This window comes from Nonomuraea sp. NPDC049607 (genome assembly GCF_040675375.1).
Classification (GTDB): domain Bacteria; phylum Actinomycetota; class Actinomycetes; order Streptosporangiales; family Streptosporangiaceae; genus Nonomuraea.
Map to the genome: position 1 here is coordinate 203,695 of NZ_JBFAOV010000011.1, position 14,796 is coordinate 218,490.

Sequence of the window (14,796 nt, forward strand, 5' to 3'; positions counted from 1 at the left end):
CTGTGCTGATCGGCGACGTGGCCAGGCGGTCCGGGGTGAGCGCCCGCATGCTCCGGCACTACGACGCCCTCGGCCTGGTACACCCGACGGGCCGTAGCGGCGCCGGCTACCGCGAGTACTCCGGCGAGGACATCCGGCGGATCTTCCACATCGAGAGCCTGCGCTCGCTGGGGCTGTCGCTGCGCGACGTCGGGCGGGCGCTCGACGATCCCGGCTTCACTCCCTCGGCCCTCGTGGACGACCTCATCCGCCGGACGCGGGAACGCATCGCGGCCGAGACGGAGCTGCTCACCCGGCTGCGCCGGATCGACGCCGCCGAACCCGCCGGCTGGGAGGACGTGCTCCAGATCGTCGCCCTCCTGCACGCGCTGGGGTCGAAGAACGCCGGCAGCCGCCAGAGCGCGGCCCTGGCCTCGGCCGACGAGGTTCCGGTGCCGGTGGAGGCGCTGGTCGAGGCGGCGCTGAGCGAGAGCGACCCGAACGTCGCCGGAGCGCTGCGATGGGCCCTGGCGCGATCGGGCGACGACGCCTCGGCGCTGCTGGCGGAGGGCCTGCGCGCACCGGCGGCCGAGGTGCGCGCCCGCGCCGTCCGGTCGATCGCCGAGCTCCCGGACGACCGGGCGACCGAGCTGCTGCGGGACGCCCTGACCGACCCCGACGTCGTGGTCCGCCGGCCCGCGGCCCTGGCTCTCGGGGCACGCGGGGTGCCCGACGCGATCCCGGCGCTCATCGACATGGTCGTCGAGGGCACCAACGACGTCGACGCGGCCGACGCCCTGAGCAGGCTGGCGGGCCGTCCGGGCGCGGCGGACCCGATCGCCGCCGGGCTGGTGGACCGCCTCGCCCGCAGCTCCGCCGACCCGTCCGCGCGCCTGCGGCTGACGCAGGCGCTCGCCGACATTCCGGGAGCGACCGCCTCACGTGCCCTCGCGGACCTGTCACACGACGACGACCGCGCCGTGGCGCTCACCGCCTCCTACATCCTGGGCATCCGCGACACACGCTGAACGCGCGGACGCCGTGGTCGTTCATCCCGCGTTCCGCTGTGCCGCCGCGGCGGCCTGGCCGAGGCCCTGCCGGATGCGGCTCTCGACGCGCGCGACCGCGCCCGTGCCGACCGCCATGCTGTTGCCGGTGACCTGGGCCTGACCGGTGACGAAGATGCCGTTGTTCAGGATGGTCGTCTGGCGGTCGCGCAGGTCGCTCACGTCGACGTTGTGCTCCTCCAGGAAGTCGGCGACGGCGTCCATGATCCGCTGCTCGGCGGCCTTGACGTACATCTCCTTGTCGAGCTGCTGGAAGTAGCGGTGGTAGAGGTGGTCGGTGGCGTGCTCGCGCGGGTTGTAGGCCGCCCCGTAGTTGAAGGTGTGGCCGCGGATGGCCTTGATGCTCGCCTTCTGCTGCCGCCTGCGCCTCCTGGGCTCCGACACCGCGGCGAGGGTGTTGGGCAGGGCCAGCACCAGCCCCGCGAAGGTGCGCCCCAGCGCCGAGAGCGCCATCCGGGCCATCCGCTCCGACGGCGCGCAGTTGACCAGCCGGTCGACCTCGCGGTACGACTCCCGCAGCGGCGGCAGCAGCGAGTAGCCGGCCTCGGTGAACATCATCCCCTTCTCGGCGAGCAGCACGAACCGGAGGAAGATCGAGATGACCACCTCGCCCTCCCAGCCGGTCACGCTGACCGTAAGGTAGGGGCGGGCCCTCGTGCGGGGGTTGTCGCGCAGCTCGTGGATGAACCGCTCGCTCACCGTGGGCACGGGCGGCAGCAGGGCGTCGGGCAGCACGGCCGCCTGGAGCTCGGGGTCGGTCTCGTAGCGCAGGTCGAGGCCGTTGACGAAGAGCTTGTCGCCGACGGTGAGACCGGGCAGGCCGAGGGCGGCGATCTCGGCCGCCACCCGGTCGTAGAGCTCGCCGACGGCGAAGGGCACGACGGTCTCGCCGGGCCTGGCCTTGGCGACGTTCATGGTGAACGACCAGTTGTTGATCCTGCTGCCGTAGCCGACGAAGGGGGAGTAGTCGGCGAACACCGTGACGTTTCCGGCGCCACGGTCGGCGATGTCGACCAGGTGGTCGCGCAGCGCGGGCGAGCTGGGCAGCGGCGCCTCGGCCGGGTCGAAGGAGTCGCGGGTCAGCTTGGTCAGGATGACCGACTCGTAGGCGTCGTAGAGCTCCACGAAGACGACGAGCCAGGCCAGGAAGAGCGGGAGCAGGACGAGCGAGCTGGACAGCAGGGCCAGCGTGGCCAGGGCGAGCACGGCCAGCACGGTATCGCGCACGCGTTGGCGTCTTTGGGCCATCAGGCCGTATTTGAGCATCGTGGCCAGGTCGACGCCGGGGGACTGGGCGACGGCCCGGAACCGGTCATGAAGAATGGAACGAATGGTGGAATTACGCACTTTCGCATCGAGCAGCATGGCGATGCAGAGATATCGCGTCACCTCTGTCGCGGCCGGGCGATCGCGCTGGAAATGGCGGCCACAATTCGCGCAGACCTGGGAATCGGCGAGGTTGGGGCTGTCGCAGTGACCGCAGTTCATCAGCTCGTCCTCTTGTCGGGGAATCCGTGGAGCCTGACGTTACCCCGACTTTAACGAGCGTGTATCGCGCGCCGCCGTGCGAGAAGAATGCGCCTTGACGACATCATTTATTAAATGCCGATAAATGAACCGCGGCGGCAGAGGCCCGTCACACGCTTCTCACGGGTGCCAACCTTTCGCCACGCCCACAGCGTCTGGAGGGCATCGAGCCTAAGGAGAGACGTTGGATCGCGACACCGCCTTCCGGGCGTTCGTTGATGCTCACCAACGCCCGTTGACGCGCCTGGCCTACCTGCTCACCGGAGAGGTCCACCTCGCGGAGGACCTCCTCCAGAGCGTGTTCGTCCGGATGATCGGGCGGTGGTCGAGGTTACGCCACGTCGGCAATCTTGACGCCTACGCGCGCAAGATGATGGTGAACCAGTACATCTCGTGGCGACGTCGCCGCAGCTCGGACGAGGTGCCGAGCGCCGAGCCGCCCGACCGCGCGTACGTGAGCGATGACTCCGCCGTGCTGCGGATCGTGCTGCGCCAGGCGCTCATGCGGCTGACGCCCAAGCAGCGCGCCGTGCTCGTCCTGCGCTTCTACGAGGACCGGACCGAGCGTGAGGTCGCCGACCTGCTGGGTTGCTCGGTCGGCACCGTCAAGAGCCAGGCGCACCACGCGCTGGCCCGCCTGCGGACGCTGGCCCCCGAGCTGGGGCCCAGACTGCCCGTCCTGGACGACCCGGCCCACAGTGAGGGGGCACGCCGATGACCTGGCTCGGAGATCAGCTCGGCCGCATCGCGGAGGACATGCCGGAGCGCGACCTGGCGGCCAGGGCGTTCGAGGCTCATCACCGCAGGCGGCGCAACGTCATGGCCCTGGCCGCTGCCGTGGTGGTGGTCGTCGTCGTGCTCGCCGCCACCGTCGTCGTGCGGGCGCTGCCCGGCGAGCCGCGCGCCGCCGTGCGCCCGGCCCAGCCGCCCGAGCGGTCCGTCGTCAAGGTCGGCGTGGTGGCGAGTGTGGAGTCGGCGCCGGTGTTCGTCGCGCTGGGTCAGGGCTACTTCAGGGAGGAGGGGCTGACGGTCGTCCCGCAGATCGTCTCCGGGGCCGCCGCGGCGGCTCCGGAGCTCGACCTGGGCAGGCTGGACCTGGCGCAGACCGACTACGCCTCGCTCTTCAAGATGAACGAGGGCGGCAAGTCTCTCCGGATCGTCTCCGGCCTGCACCGGGCCGCGCCCGGGAGCTTCGCGATCGCCGTGCACCCCAGGTCGAGGACCCGGACCGTGGCCGACCTCAGGAGGAAGAAGATCGCGATCCCGAACCTCGCGGGGCTCGGGCCATTGGCGCTGGAGGCCGCGCTGAAGCGAGCCGGGCTCACGTCCCGGGACTTCCTGCTGGTCGAGAAGCCCTACCCCGAGATGCTCCTCGCCATGGACAAGGGACAGGTCGACGCCGCGCTGCTGGTGGAGCCGTACGTCACTGTCGGCCGTGAGACCGGGCGCGCGCGGATCGTGGAGGACCCGATGACCCGCGGGTTCGCGAACCTGTACACCGCCGGCATTTCGGCCACCGACCGGTGGATCAGGGAGAACCCCCGCACGCTGGCGGCCTTCCGGCGCGCGCTGACCAAGGCGCAACACCTGATCGCGACCGACCCCCGGCAGGTACGCGACGCGCTGCCCAGCTACACGAAGATCACCGGGGCGGCGGCGGCACAAGCCGAGATCGGCTCCTTCCCCGCCGAGCTGGACCTCGCGGAGCTCCAGCGGATCGCCGACCTGGCCCGCTCCCACCGGCTCATCGCCCGCCCGGCGGACCTCGGGACGGCCGTCGCGAAGGGCGGCTGAGCTCAGATCTCCTTGAGGAAGACGATCGCGTCCGCCTGGTGGACGGTGGCGGGGTCGAGGGACAGGTAGGTGTGGTCCGCCGGGACGCGGGGCGCCGGCGTGCCGTCGAGCGCCCCGGCCAGGCGGCGGGGGTCCACGACGACGCGGTCCTCGGGCAGGGCCGACAGGATGCCTTCGAGGGTGCCGGGCGCTGGCACGTCGGTGCCCCGGGAGCCGAACCCGGCGGCGGCGAAGGCGTACCGGTCGCCGAGATCGGCGGCGAGGACGGCGCCCGCGCTCCACCATCGCAGCGGCTCGCCCGCGAACCACAGCCGGCTCTCGTCGCGCTGCAGGTGTCGGTTGTGGGCGAACACGAGGGTCGGGCCCCGGCGGTCCTCGCGCCGGACGATCGCGTCGAGGTTGCCGGCCATCATCGTGTCGCGCAGGCTCATGAGCGTGCCGAGGCGGGCGGGCGAGGGGTCGGCCATGGCGGCGTGGTAGCGCAGCAGCCCGGAGGCGGTGCGGGCGTACAGGCCGGCCCGCCAACGGTCGCCCTCGGACGTGACGGCCGCCAGACGGGGGGCGTGCGCGGTCAGCAGCACGCCCAGGTCGTCGGCGATCAGGCGCAGTTCCTTGACCTCCGGCGTGCCGCCGATCGACCGGGAGGGGTCGGTGAGGGCGGCCGGGTCGGTCCAGCGTTCGTCGGGGCCGAGCAGCGCGTCGAGGGCGTCGAGGGGCAGGGGCAGGTCGAGGTGGGGGGCGAGGTGGTCGTACAGGGCGGTCAGGGCCGGGCGTGGGGCGGCCGGGCCGGTGATCTCCACGGGGGCGTCGAAGCCGTCGAAGCGCAGGTGTTCCCGCGGCGGACGCCGCTCGTTGCGGGCGCGCATCCAGCGCAGGAGCTCGCGGTTGGCGGCCGAGGCGCCGAACCCGTGGCTGAAACCGCGGCTCATCGCCTCGTCGAGGGTGCCCGCGCCGCCGGTGACGTACGCGTCGGCGGCCAGGCCGGCCAGGCAGTCGCTCTCGATGGCGATCGACCGGTAACCCTCGTGCTCGACGAGATGACGGAAGAGCTCGTTGCGCAGCTCAAGGAAGGCTTCCACGCCATGGGTGGGCTCGCCGAGACCGAGGACGCGGACGCCGGGGGGCAACAGCGCGGTCAGGGCGCCGCCGGAGAACGGCTGGGCGGCGTCCCGGATCGGGGTCGTCATGGCTTCAACCGTATCGTTGAACTCGTCGTGTAAGCTTTCGGCCGAACTGCAGGCGTTCGGGAAGGCTTACCTTCAAGATGCGGCCCATCGATCTGGCGCGGGGGCACGGGCTGTCCACGCAGGCCGTGCGCAACTACGAGGACGCGGAGATCCTGCCGACGTCCAAGCGCTCCCCGCACGGCTACCGCGTCTACACCCCGCGCCACGCGGCGGCGCTGCGGACGTTCCTGGAGTTGATCCCCGCCCACGGGCACGCGACCGCGACGGCGATCATGCGGGCCGTCAACGGCGGCGGCGTCGAGGAGGCGCTGCGCCTGATCGACGACGGCCACGCCCAGCTCGCCGAGGACCGGCGCACGCTGGAGGCCGTCGAACGCGCGCTGCGCGACCTGGCGCCGCCGCGCGAGCTGGAACCGGGCGTCACGTTCATCGGCCCGCTGGCCCGCCGCCTGCGCATCAAGCCGGCGACGTTGCGCAAGTGGGAGCGCGCGGGGCTGACCGTGCCCCGGCGCGACCCGCGCACCGGCTACCGCGTCTACACCTCCGCCGACGTCCGCGACGTGCTGCTGGCCCACCAGCTCCGGCGCGGCGGCTACGGGCTGGAGCAGATCCGCCAGGTGCTGGACCAGGTGCGCACGGCGGGCGGCCCCGAGCCCCTTCAGGCGACGCTCCGCGACTGGCGCGACCGGCTCACGTCCAGGGGCCTGGCCATGCTCACCGGCGCCGCCGCGCTGGACGCCTACCTGCATGAGCGGAACTTTGACACCGGAAGGGGCATCTAACACGCCGTGGAAGCGTCGAACGGCGGGGAACCGCAGCGTATCGGGCAATACTGGCTGGCCGGACGGCTCGGCTCCGGCGGCCAGGGCGTGGTGTACGACGCCTACGACCCCGAAGGCCGCCGGGTCGCGCTCAAGGTCCTGCACATGGCCGACAGCCCGGTCAGCCGCGAGCGGTTCGCCAAGGAGGCGGCGGCGGCGAGCCGGGTGGCGTCGTTCTGCACGGCGCGGGTGCTCGACTGCGACCTGTCGGGCAGCAGGCCGTACATCGTCAGCGAGTACGTGCCGGGCCCCAGCCTGCGCCGCGCGGTCGAGCAGGGACGCCGGTTCGCCGGGGACGACCTGCACCGGCTGGCCACGGCGATCGCCACCGCCCTGACCGCCGTGCACGACGCGGGCGTGATCCACCGGGACCTCAAGCCGGACAACGTGCTGCTGGGCACCGACGGCCCCCGAGTGATCGACTTCGGCATCGCGCGCACCATGGACATGTCGCTGACCAGGACCGGCGAGGTGGCCGGCACGCCCACGTACATGGCGCCGGAGGTGTTCACCGGGCAGCGGGCGGGCGCGCCCGCCGACGTGTTCGCCTGGGGCGCCATCATCGTGTTCGCCGCCACCGGCGCGGACCCGTTCCGCGCCGACAACCTCGGCGGGGTCATGCACCGGGTGCTGTCGGCGCAGCCCGACCTGAGCGGGCTGCCGCCCCGGCTGGCCTCGCTGGTGTCGGCCGCGCTGGAGAAGGACCCGGCGGCCCGCCCCACCGCCCGCGACCTGCTGCTCGCCCTGGTCAGCGGCAACGCCGCCGACACCCGCGGGCTGCTGACGGCGGGCAGCCGCGCCGCCAGGGGCGTGCACGTGCCCGAGCAGGCCGACCCGGCCCTCGGCACGATCGCCGAGGACGCCTACGGCGCGCTCGCCCCCGAGGAGCGCGAGCTGGCCGCCGAGGTGTTCCTGCGCCTGGTGACGGTCACCGACGACGGGCACGAGGCCGTGCGCTGGGCGATGAAGGAGGACCTGCTCGCCGGCCGCTCCGAACGGGAGACCCGGGCCATCGAGCACATCCTCCAGGTGTTCTCCTACCTGGTGACGCAGAAGGACGAGGCGGTGGCGCTGTCGCGTCCCGCGCTGCTGCGCGCCTGGCCGCGGCTGCGCGTGTGGGTGGACGGCGACCGCGACGGCCTCGCCGTGCTCGGCCAGCTCAGCGGCGCCGCCCGCCAGTGGGCCGACAACGGCCGCAAGGACGGCGACCTGCTCCAGGGCAGCCGCCTCGACCAGGCGCTGACCTGGGCCGCCACCGGCCGCAGGCACATCACGCTGACCCCGCTCGAACGTGACTTCCTGGCCGCGGGCACCGGCCTGACCAGGCGGCGGGTGCGCCGCCGGCGGCTGACCACGGCGGCGCTGGCCGGGCTGCTGGTGGTGGCGCTGGCGGCGGGCGGCCTCGCCGTGCTGCGCGGCAGGCAGGTGAGCGAGCAGAGCCGCCTGGCGGAGACGCAGCGCGACCAGGCGGTCGGACGGCAGGCCGCCGCCGAGGCCGACCGGCTGCGCACGACCGACCCGGCCAGGGCGATGCTGCTCAGCGTGGCCGGCTGGCGGCTGGCCCCCGGCCCCGGCACACGGCGCAGCCTGACGTCCTCGCTGACGATGCCGGAGAGCGCGGTCTTCCGCGACCCCGGCGCCAAGGGCCGCCCCGCCGCGGCGTCGGCGGCCGGCGGGCGGGTCCGGGCCATCGCCGGCGAGGACGGCGTGCGGGTCTACGACGTGCCCTCCGAGCGGCAGACCGCGTTCTGGCGGTGGCCGGACGGCCTCGACGCGCTGCCGTCGGCGGCGGCACTCAGCCCGAGCGGGCGCACGCTGGTGGTCGTCAGCAGGGACACGGCCTACGCCTGGGACACCATGACCGGCGCCAAGCTGCGCGAGCACCGCGTCGGCGAGGGCAGCCCGAGCGTGCACGTCACCTTCGACGGGAACGAGAACCTGGCCGCGGTGATGCGCGAGAACACCCTGGAGTTCCTGTGGGACACCAGGACCGGCGCGTCCTACACCCCCGAGCTGGAGGCGGACGTGGCCCCGGTGATCGCACCCTCGGGGGCGTACGTCGCGGGCGTCGGGCCCAACCAGGGCGGGCTGAAGGTGATCCGCCTGCCCGGCCTCACCGTGGACACCCGCCTGCCCAAGGCGTGCGGGCCGGTGGTGGCGTTCACGCCGGACAGCAGGCGGCTGCTGTGCGCGAACGGCGACGTCTCGGCCTTCGACCTGGCCACCGGCAGGAAGGTGCCCGACACCGACCGGCCCTTCTGGCAGGAGTCGGCCCTGGACGACACGCTGAACGGGCGGCTGCGGCTCAGCCCCGACGGACGCCGGATGATCGCCGTCGAGGGCCGCACCCTGCACCTGCTCGACGCCGACGACGGCGACGAGCTGGCCCTCTACCGGGCGGAGGGCGAGCCGGAGGACGTCTGGCTGGAGGCCGACGGTCACACCGTCCGCTACCTTCTCGACAACTCGACCATCACCGCCGACCTGACCTCCCGCCTGCCCTCGTCCCGGCTGCCGCAGGGCTACGAACTGGACGCCTTCAGCCAGGACGGCCGCCTGGCCGCCGCCACCAAGGACGCCGGACCGGTGCGCGTGTGGGACGGCCGCCGGCTCGGCGTCCCGATGGCCGGCAGCGCGGGCGTCGCCGGGCAGTTGTTCGACCCGGCGGGCGCACGGCTGGCCGCCGACGGCCAGGACTCCTCGACCGGCCTCTGGGACGTCGCCACCGCCCGCCGCCTGTGGCGGCACCCCGTGCCGCGCACGCAGAGCGTGGTGTCAAAGGCGTTCACCCCCGACGGCGGCCGGCTGGTGCTGTCGCTGAAGGAGCTGAGCGAGCGGGACGCGCTCAACGAACTGGTCGTCCTCGACACCGGCACCGGCCGGGTGCTCGCCCGGCACCCGCTGAGCACCGGCACGGGCACCATCATGTCCACGCGCGACGGCACAGCGGTCGTGACCAGCAGCGGCAAGACCTACGACCTGCGCACCGGCAAGGCCGTCGGCCCCGGCTTCAACCGGTCGGGCCCGGCGATCGCGCTCAGCCCCACCGCCCAGGTGCTCGCCCTCGGCTCGGCCACGGTCGAGCTGTGGGACGTCGCCAAGGGGGCCGAACTGCCGCCCGCGCTGCGCGTGGCCGCCCGCGCGCAGGTCGAGACCGTGCTGTTCAGCCACGACGGCTCGCTGCTCGCGCTGATCAGCAGGTCCATCGGGGAGACGTTCGACGACGTGTACACCGTCCAGGTCTGGGACGTCGGCTCGCGCGAGCGCATCGGCTCCTTCCCCATCGGCATCCTCGACCGGCTCGCCTTCAGCGCCGACGACCGGACCCTGTACGTCTCGGGCAACACCTCGGGGACGATCATCCGGATCCCCGTCGGCGCCGAGTCCGTGGCCCGCCTGGTGTGCGAGCGCGCGGGCCGCACGATGGGCGAGGAGGAGTGGCGGCAGTACCTCAAGGACGTGCCCTACCGCGACGTGTGCCCTGGCGCGCGGCGCGGACGGTCGTGACCCTGGGCGGCACGCGCAGGGTCAGCATGGCGACGTCGTCGTCGTTGTCGTCGGGCCGTACGCGCTTCAGCAGCAGGTCGCCGAGCGCGTTCAGCGGCCGGTGGGTGTGGGCCGCGGCGTACCGGCTCAGGCGGGCCAGCCCCTCGTCCAGGGAATGCCTGGGCGACTCGATCAGCCCGTCGGTGTAGAGCACGAGGGTGGACTCCGGCGGCAGCTCGACGACCGCGTCGGTGCGATCGCCGCGGAGGCCGGTGCCCAGCAGCAGGCCCTGGGCGTCCTCCAGGAAGCGGGTCCGGCCGTCGCGCTCGACCAGCAGCGGCGGCGGATGGCCCGCGTTGCTCCAGCTCAGCAGCCAGCGGCCGTCCTCGGCGTGCTCCAGCCGGGCCAGGACGACGGTGGCCATGGTGGCCTGCGCCATGCGCACCACCGCGCGGTCGAGGCGGTCGAGGATCGTGCTGGGCAGGTCGCGCTCGGCGCCGGCGTAGGCGCGCAGCATGTTGCAGACCTGGGCCATCCCGGCGGCGGCCTCCAGGTCGTGGCCCACCACGTCGCCGATCACCAGGGCGGTGGCGCCGTCGGGCATGGTGAAGGCGTCGTACCAGTCGCCGCCGACCTGCGAGGCGCGGGGGGCGGGCACGTACAGGGCGCTCATCTCCAGGCCGGGCACCGACGGCAGCCGGGGCAGCAGGTGGCGCTGCATGGTCTCGGCGACCCGGCGCTGCCGCTCGTACAGGCGGGCGTTGTCCAGGGCGAGGCCGGCGCGGCGGGCGATGTCCTCGACCAGCAGCAGGTCGGCGGTGGTGAACGCGCCGGCCCGCTCGGCGCGGCCCAGGGTCAGCGCCCCGACCACGTCGCGCACGCCGCGGATGGGCGCGATGCCCGCCGAGTGCATGCCGGTCCTGCGGAACAGCTCCTGCTGGAAGACGGCGATGCCGGAGTCGGGCGCGACCTGGTACGTCTCCGGCCCGGCCAGCGTCGCCGTGACCCCGCGCAACGCCCGCGACAGCGGCATCGGCGACTCCTCAGGCACGGCGGGCATCGGCCCCTCCAGATCCTCGTGGTGCACCAGGACGCCGTCCTCATGGTGGACGACGGCGGCGCGCGTCACGCCGCCGTGCTCGGTGAGCAGGTCCACCACCACCCAGTCCGCGAGCAGCGGCACCACCAGGCGGACGAGCTGGCGCAGCGTCTCGTCCACGTCGAGGCTGGCGGCGAGCGTCGTGGTGGTCTCCGCCAGCAGCGCCAGCCGGTCGAGCTCGGACATCGACGTCTCGTGCCCCGGCTCCCGCGCGTGCGCGCCGGGCTCCTCGGCGTCGTGGAAGAGCACCAGCGCCCCGACCCTGCCGCCGCCGAGCTCGCACGGGGTGACCAGCCAGGACGCCGGCAGCAGGGAGCCGTCGCCGCGTTCCAGCCACTCCCGCTCGCCCTGGGAGGTGCCGCCGGCGATGAGGGGACGCCGCATCGCGCACCGGCTGCGCGGCAACGTCTCGCCGCGCGGGCCGCGGTGCAGCAGGTCGTGGGCGTCGCCGCCGAGCAGTTCGGCGGCGGGCCGGCGCAGCAGCTCCTCGGTACGCGGGGAGACCTCGACGATCCGGCCCCGGTCGTCCACGACGTACGCGCCCGCGTGGGTCAGGTCGCCCAGCCGGCGGGGACGCTCGTCCTGCGGCGGGCGCGGCCCGGCATCGGGTTCGGGCACGTTCACGGTGTCGGCTCCTCCCATTACGCGGTGTCGATATGGCTGACCCTATGAGGATCTAATCAGCCTTGTCGGCAGGCGCGTAATCGACCCGGCCGCCTCAGGACGGGACCAGCCGCATGCGGTCGCTGCCGCCGTCGGACAGGAACGACGCCAGCGCCCCTCCCTCCTCGGCCACTGCGGCCCGCTCGGCGGTGGAGAGGCCGCGCAGCGGGGTGACGAGCACGGTGTCGTCCTCGACGGTCCAGGTGGCCGAGACCCGGCCGTCGACCAGCACCACCCGGGCGCCGGCGACCGACAGGCCGCGGTGGACGTCGTCGATGATCCGGCCGCGGTCGTCGTAGCCGAGGATCGCGTTGTCGAAGGCCGGCAGGAACCGCACCGGGGCGGACGTGCCGGGGTCGGGGCGCGGCGCGCCGGGCAGGTCCAGCAGTTCCCGGCCGCGCTCGTCCCGGAAGGCGACCAGTTCCTCGCGTACCGCGGCCACGGCCGCCGGCAGGCCCGCCAGGCCGGACCAGGCGCGCAGGTCGGCCGTGGCCGCGGGGCCGTACGCCGCCAGGTAACGCCGTACGAGCGCCTGGCCCACGGGGTCGGAGCCGTCGGCGGACGGCGGGTCGGCCTCGCGGCCCAGCCAGGACGACAGCGGCAGGTTGCGTACGGCCGCCCGCTTCCGCCAAAGCCCGCGCGGCGGGAGTTGAGCCATCGGGACCAGCGCGGCGACCAGCATCTCGCCCAGCGCCCGCGGCCCCGGCGCGGGCCAGCGGCCGGCCACCGCCCGCGCCAGCTGCGACATCGAGCGCGGCTCGCCGTCGGCCAGCACCGCCCGTCCCGCCGCCGCGAGCTCGTCGAGGTCGACCCCGGCGAGCTCGCGGCGGTAGACGCCGAGCACCCGCTGGCGCAACATCGCGTCGTGGCGGCCCCGCCAGGCCAGGACGTCGGCGGCGGTGACCAGGTGGACCGTGCGGCGCATCAGGTGGGTGCGCACCACGCCCCGGCCGGTCAGCAGGTCCGACAACGCCGCCGGATCGAAGGCGCGCAACCGCGACCAGAGCCCGGTGAAGGGCTCCTGCGGCTCCTGCGCCTGCAGGCCGCACAGGTGCGCGACGGCGTCGGCGACCGGCAGGGCGGCGCGGTCGAGCAGCAGCTGCCGGGCGAGCGTGGCGCGGTTGAGCGCCCTGGTGCTCAGAACGGTCATCTCTTCTTCCCTCTGGTTCAGGACGCGCCGTGCTCGACGATCCGGGTCACCCCGAACCGGTCCTTCACCATGCCGTGCAGCGGCACCCACTGCGCGGGCCCGAGCGGCCGCACGACGCTCGCGCCCGTGGATCACAACATTGGCGGACATGGCCGGCTCCTCGCCGGTTCGGCTCGTGGTCGCCGGGGGCCGTCCGGCTCCCGGCTGCGCCGCCCATGCTGGCAAAGGAAGCGGTCAGTTTGTGGCCTCTATTTGCGGCACCTTGGAGAACATGCAGAAGACCTCGGCACGCCTGCCGGCTCGTCATGGGGTCGTGGTCGTGGCTGGGACTGGCGGCCGCGCTCGGCAGGTTCGACGCCGACATCGAGGTCGTCGGCCCCGCCGAGCTCAATGACGCCTTCACCCGGCTGGCCCGCCGCTACACCGCCGCCGTCTCCTGACTCGGTTCACTTCTTCGGCAGGCGGGCGACGTCGGAGACCGGGCCGAGGTGGGCGAGCTTGTCGGGGTTGACCACCGAGTGGATCGCCTGGACGACTCCGTCGGCGACGTCCAGCTCGACCACGCCCGCCACCCGTCCCTCGGCGTCGTACATGACCGCGCCCGGGCGGCCGTTGATCCAGGCGATCCGCGCCGAGACGCCGAGCGCGCGGACCCGGCGCAGCCCCGCGACCAGCATCTTCACGACGCGCGACGCCCCGGCCGCCGGTCTGGCCATCGCCTGCGCCTTGCCGCCGCCGTCCCCGTGCAGGACCACGTCGGGCGCGAGCAGGCCGAGCAGCGCGTCCAGGTCGCCGCCGTCGGCCGCGGCGAAGAACCTGCGGGCGAGTTCCTCGCCCTCCGCCCGCCGCGCCAGGGGGCGGGCGCCGTCGCGCGCCTGCCTGCCGGTGGCGATGCGCTGCCTGGCGCGGGTGAGGATCTGCCGGCAGTTCACCTCGATGCCCAGCCGCGTCACCGCGGTCGTCAGGTACGCCTTGGGTTCGGTGACCTCGGTGCCCACGTTGCGCGCCCTGGTCAGGCCGAGGAACGCGTCCTGCACGATGTCCTCGGCGTCGCCCACGGACCCGGTCATCCCGTAGGCGATGGAGAACAGCAGCGGACGGTAGCCGGTCACGTCCGGTTCCCGCGCCTCGCCTGCCGGTGTGCCGCGGCTCATCTTCTCGGCCTTCTCGTTCGGGGACGCCTCCATACGGTAGTCGCACGCCGGAACCTCCTCGTGCGGAGGGCGGGTCCGCTGGCGCACGCCGGTCACCACGCGATCGGGCCGAGACGGTCGACGAAGACGCCGGTCGGGCCGTCGGAGCCGGCGGTCGCGAGCTCGACGATCGAGTCGGTGCCCTCGGTGACCGTGAGCCGGCCGGTGTGGTGGTTCATGTCGGTGGCGGCGAACGTGTGGTTGGCGGTCTCGCCGGGGGTGACGGCGTTGAACCGGATGCGGGGGAGCGCCTGGGCGTACCGGACGGTGATCATGTTCAGGGCCGCCTTCGAGGAGCTGTAGGCGAGCTCGTGCATCTTCGAGACGGGCTGGTCCGGGTCCGTGACGACGGCGAAGGAGCCGGCGGCGCTGGACACCATCACCACCCGCGGGTGCTCGGCGGCCTGGAGCAGGGGCAGGAAGGCGTGGGTGACCCTGATCGGGCCGTAGACGTTGGTGTCGTAGACGGCGTGGATCTCGTCGGCCGTGGCGTCCGCGGGCGGGACGGCGTTCCCCGGCGCGCCGGCGTTGTTGATCAGCACGTCCAGGTGGCCGGTGTGCTCGCCGACGAGCCGGGCGGCCTCGGTCACCGACGCGTCGGAGGTCACGTCCAGGGGGACCATGATCACGTCGATGCCGGCGTCGGCCAGCCGGGCGGCGGCGGCCTTTCCGCGGCCTTCGTCGCGGGAGCCGAGGAAGATCGTCCAGCCGAGCGCGCCGAGGCGGCGAGCGGCTTCCAGGCCGAGGCCCTTGTTGGCGCCGGTGATCAGGGCGGTGGTGCGTTCCGTGTTCGTCATGCGCTCTAAGACGGAACGCCCCCTATACCTGTG

Annotated in this window: 12 protein-coding genes; 6 read left to right on the forward strand and 6 right to left on the reverse strand. The window is 73.6% G+C overall.

Translation table 11 applies throughout. From position 1 onward, the window contains the following. The first annotated feature begins 2 nt into the window (after positions 1 to 2). Complete coding sequence (locus tag AB0J97_RS23310) at positions 3 to 1,007, forward strand: HEAT repeat domain-containing protein (protein WP_364091849.1); 1,005 nt, start codon at positions 3 to 5, stop codon at positions 1,005 to 1,007. 21 nt (positions 1,008 to 1,028) lie between these two features. On the opposite strand, the gene AB0J97_RS23315 is transcribed toward AB0J97_RS23310, so the two are convergent. After that, positions 1,029 to 2,273, reverse strand: coding sequence for a hypothetical protein (locus tag AB0J97_RS23315; RefSeq protein WP_364091851.1), 1,245 nt, complete (start codon positions 2,271 to 2,273; stop codon positions 1,029 to 1,031). 484 nt (positions 2,274 to 2,757) lie between these two features. Between AB0J97_RS23315 and AB0J97_RS23320 the strand changes: the two genes are divergently transcribed. Then, positions 2,758 to 3,291, forward strand: a complete 534-nt coding sequence (locus tag AB0J97_RS23320; RefSeq protein ID WP_364091853.1) for a SigE family RNA polymerase sigma factor — start codon at positions 2,758 to 2,760, stop codon at positions 3,289 to 3,291. Beyond that, entirely contained in the window at positions 3,288 to 4,367 is a 1,080-nt protein-coding gene (locus AB0J97_RS23325; RefSeq protein WP_364091855.1) for an ABC transporter substrate-binding protein, read from the forward strand. The genes AB0J97_RS23320 and AB0J97_RS23325 overlap by 4 nt, the downstream gene beginning before the upstream one ends. Positions 4,368 to 4,369: 2 nt before the next feature. Here AB0J97_RS23325 and AB0J97_RS23330 read toward each other — a convergent pair whose 3' ends face one another. After that, positions 4,370 to 5,554, reverse strand: coding sequence for an erythromycin esterase family protein (locus AB0J97_RS23330; RefSeq protein ID WP_364091857.1), 1,185 nt, complete (start codon positions 5,552 to 5,554; stop codon positions 4,370 to 4,372). Positions 5,555 to 5,631: 77 nt separating this feature from the next. On the opposite strand from AB0J97_RS23330, the gene AB0J97_RS23335 reads away from it, so the two are divergent. Beyond that, positions 5,632 to 6,336, forward strand: coding sequence for a TioE family transcriptional regulator (locus tag AB0J97_RS23335; RefSeq protein ID WP_364091859.1), 705 nt, complete (start codon positions 5,632 to 5,634; stop codon positions 6,334 to 6,336). A gap of 6 nt (positions 6,337 to 6,342) precedes the next feature. Further along, a complete protein-coding gene (locus AB0J97_RS23340) occupies positions 6,343 to 9,882 on the forward strand; it encodes a serine/threonine-protein kinase (RefSeq protein WP_364091861.1) in 3,540 nt (1,179 codons plus the stop codon). Here the strand turns inward: AB0J97_RS23340 and AB0J97_RS23345 are convergent. Together AB0J97_RS23345 and AB0J97_RS23350 are read right to left on the reverse strand one after the other, a co-directional pair. Continuing rightward, positions 9,827 to 11,584 carry a SpoIIE family protein phosphatase gene (locus AB0J97_RS23345; RefSeq protein ID WP_364091863.1) on the reverse strand — a complete coding sequence of 586 codons (1,758 nt, stop codon included), beginning with the start codon at positions 11,582 to 11,584 and terminating at the stop codon, positions 9,827 to 9,829. The two genes, AB0J97_RS23340 and AB0J97_RS23345, sit on opposite strands and share 56 nt — an antisense overlap. Before the next feature lie 94 nt (positions 11,585 to 11,678). Beyond that, positions 11,679 to 12,773 (reverse strand): winged helix DNA-binding domain-containing protein, encoded by a 1,095-nt coding sequence (locus AB0J97_RS23350; protein WP_364091865.1) that lies wholly within the window; start codon positions 12,771 to 12,773, stop codon positions 11,679 to 11,681. A gap of 305 nt (positions 12,774 to 13,078) precedes the next feature. On the opposite strand from AB0J97_RS23350, the gene AB0J97_RS23355 reads away from it, so the two are divergent. After that, positions 13,079 to 13,213 (forward strand): hypothetical protein, encoded by a 135-nt coding sequence (locus AB0J97_RS23355; protein WP_364091867.1) that lies wholly within the window; start codon positions 13,079 to 13,081, stop codon positions 13,211 to 13,213. A 6-nt stretch (positions 13,214 to 13,219) separates the two neighbouring features. On the opposite strand, the gene AB0J97_RS23360 is transcribed toward AB0J97_RS23355, so the two are convergent. Next, entirely contained in the window at positions 13,220 to 14,014 is a 795-nt protein-coding gene (locus AB0J97_RS23360; RefSeq protein ID WP_364091869.1) for a sigma factor, read from the reverse strand. A 5-nt stretch (positions 14,015 to 14,019) separates the two neighbouring features. After that, positions 14,020 to 14,763 (reverse strand): SDR family NAD(P)-dependent oxidoreductase, encoded by a 744-nt coding sequence (locus tag AB0J97_RS23365; RefSeq protein ID WP_357699515.1) that lies wholly within the window; start codon positions 14,761 to 14,763, stop codon positions 14,020 to 14,022. Positions 14,764 to 14,796: the final 33 nt, after the last annotated feature.

What these genes read in the sequence shown, in the direction of transcription:
- AB0J97_RS23325 (WP_364091855.1), top strand. Translation starts at nt 3,288, where the DNA reads ATGACCTGGCTCGGAGATCAGCTCGGCCGCATCGCGGAGGACATGCCG.
- AB0J97_RS23330 (WP_364091857.1), bottom strand. Translation starts at nt 5,554, where the DNA reads ATGACGACCCCGATCCGGGACGCCGCCCAGCCGTTCTCCGGCGGCGCC.
- AB0J97_RS23335 (WP_364091859.1), top strand. Translation starts at nt 5,632, where the DNA reads ATGCGGCCCATCGATCTGGCGCGGGGGCACGGGCTGTCCACGCAGGCC.
- AB0J97_RS23350 (WP_364091865.1), bottom strand. Translation starts at nt 12,773, where the DNA reads ATGACCGTTCTGAGCACCAGGGCGCTCAACCGCGCCACGCTCGCCCGG.
- AB0J97_RS23355 (WP_364091867.1), top strand. Translation starts at nt 13,079, where the DNA reads ATGGGGTCGTGGTCGTGGCTGGGACTGGCGGCCGCGCTCGGCAGGTTC.
- AB0J97_RS23365 (WP_357699515.1), bottom strand. Translation starts at nt 14,763, where the DNA reads ATGACGAACACGGAACGCACCACCGCCCTGATCACCGGCGCCAACAAG.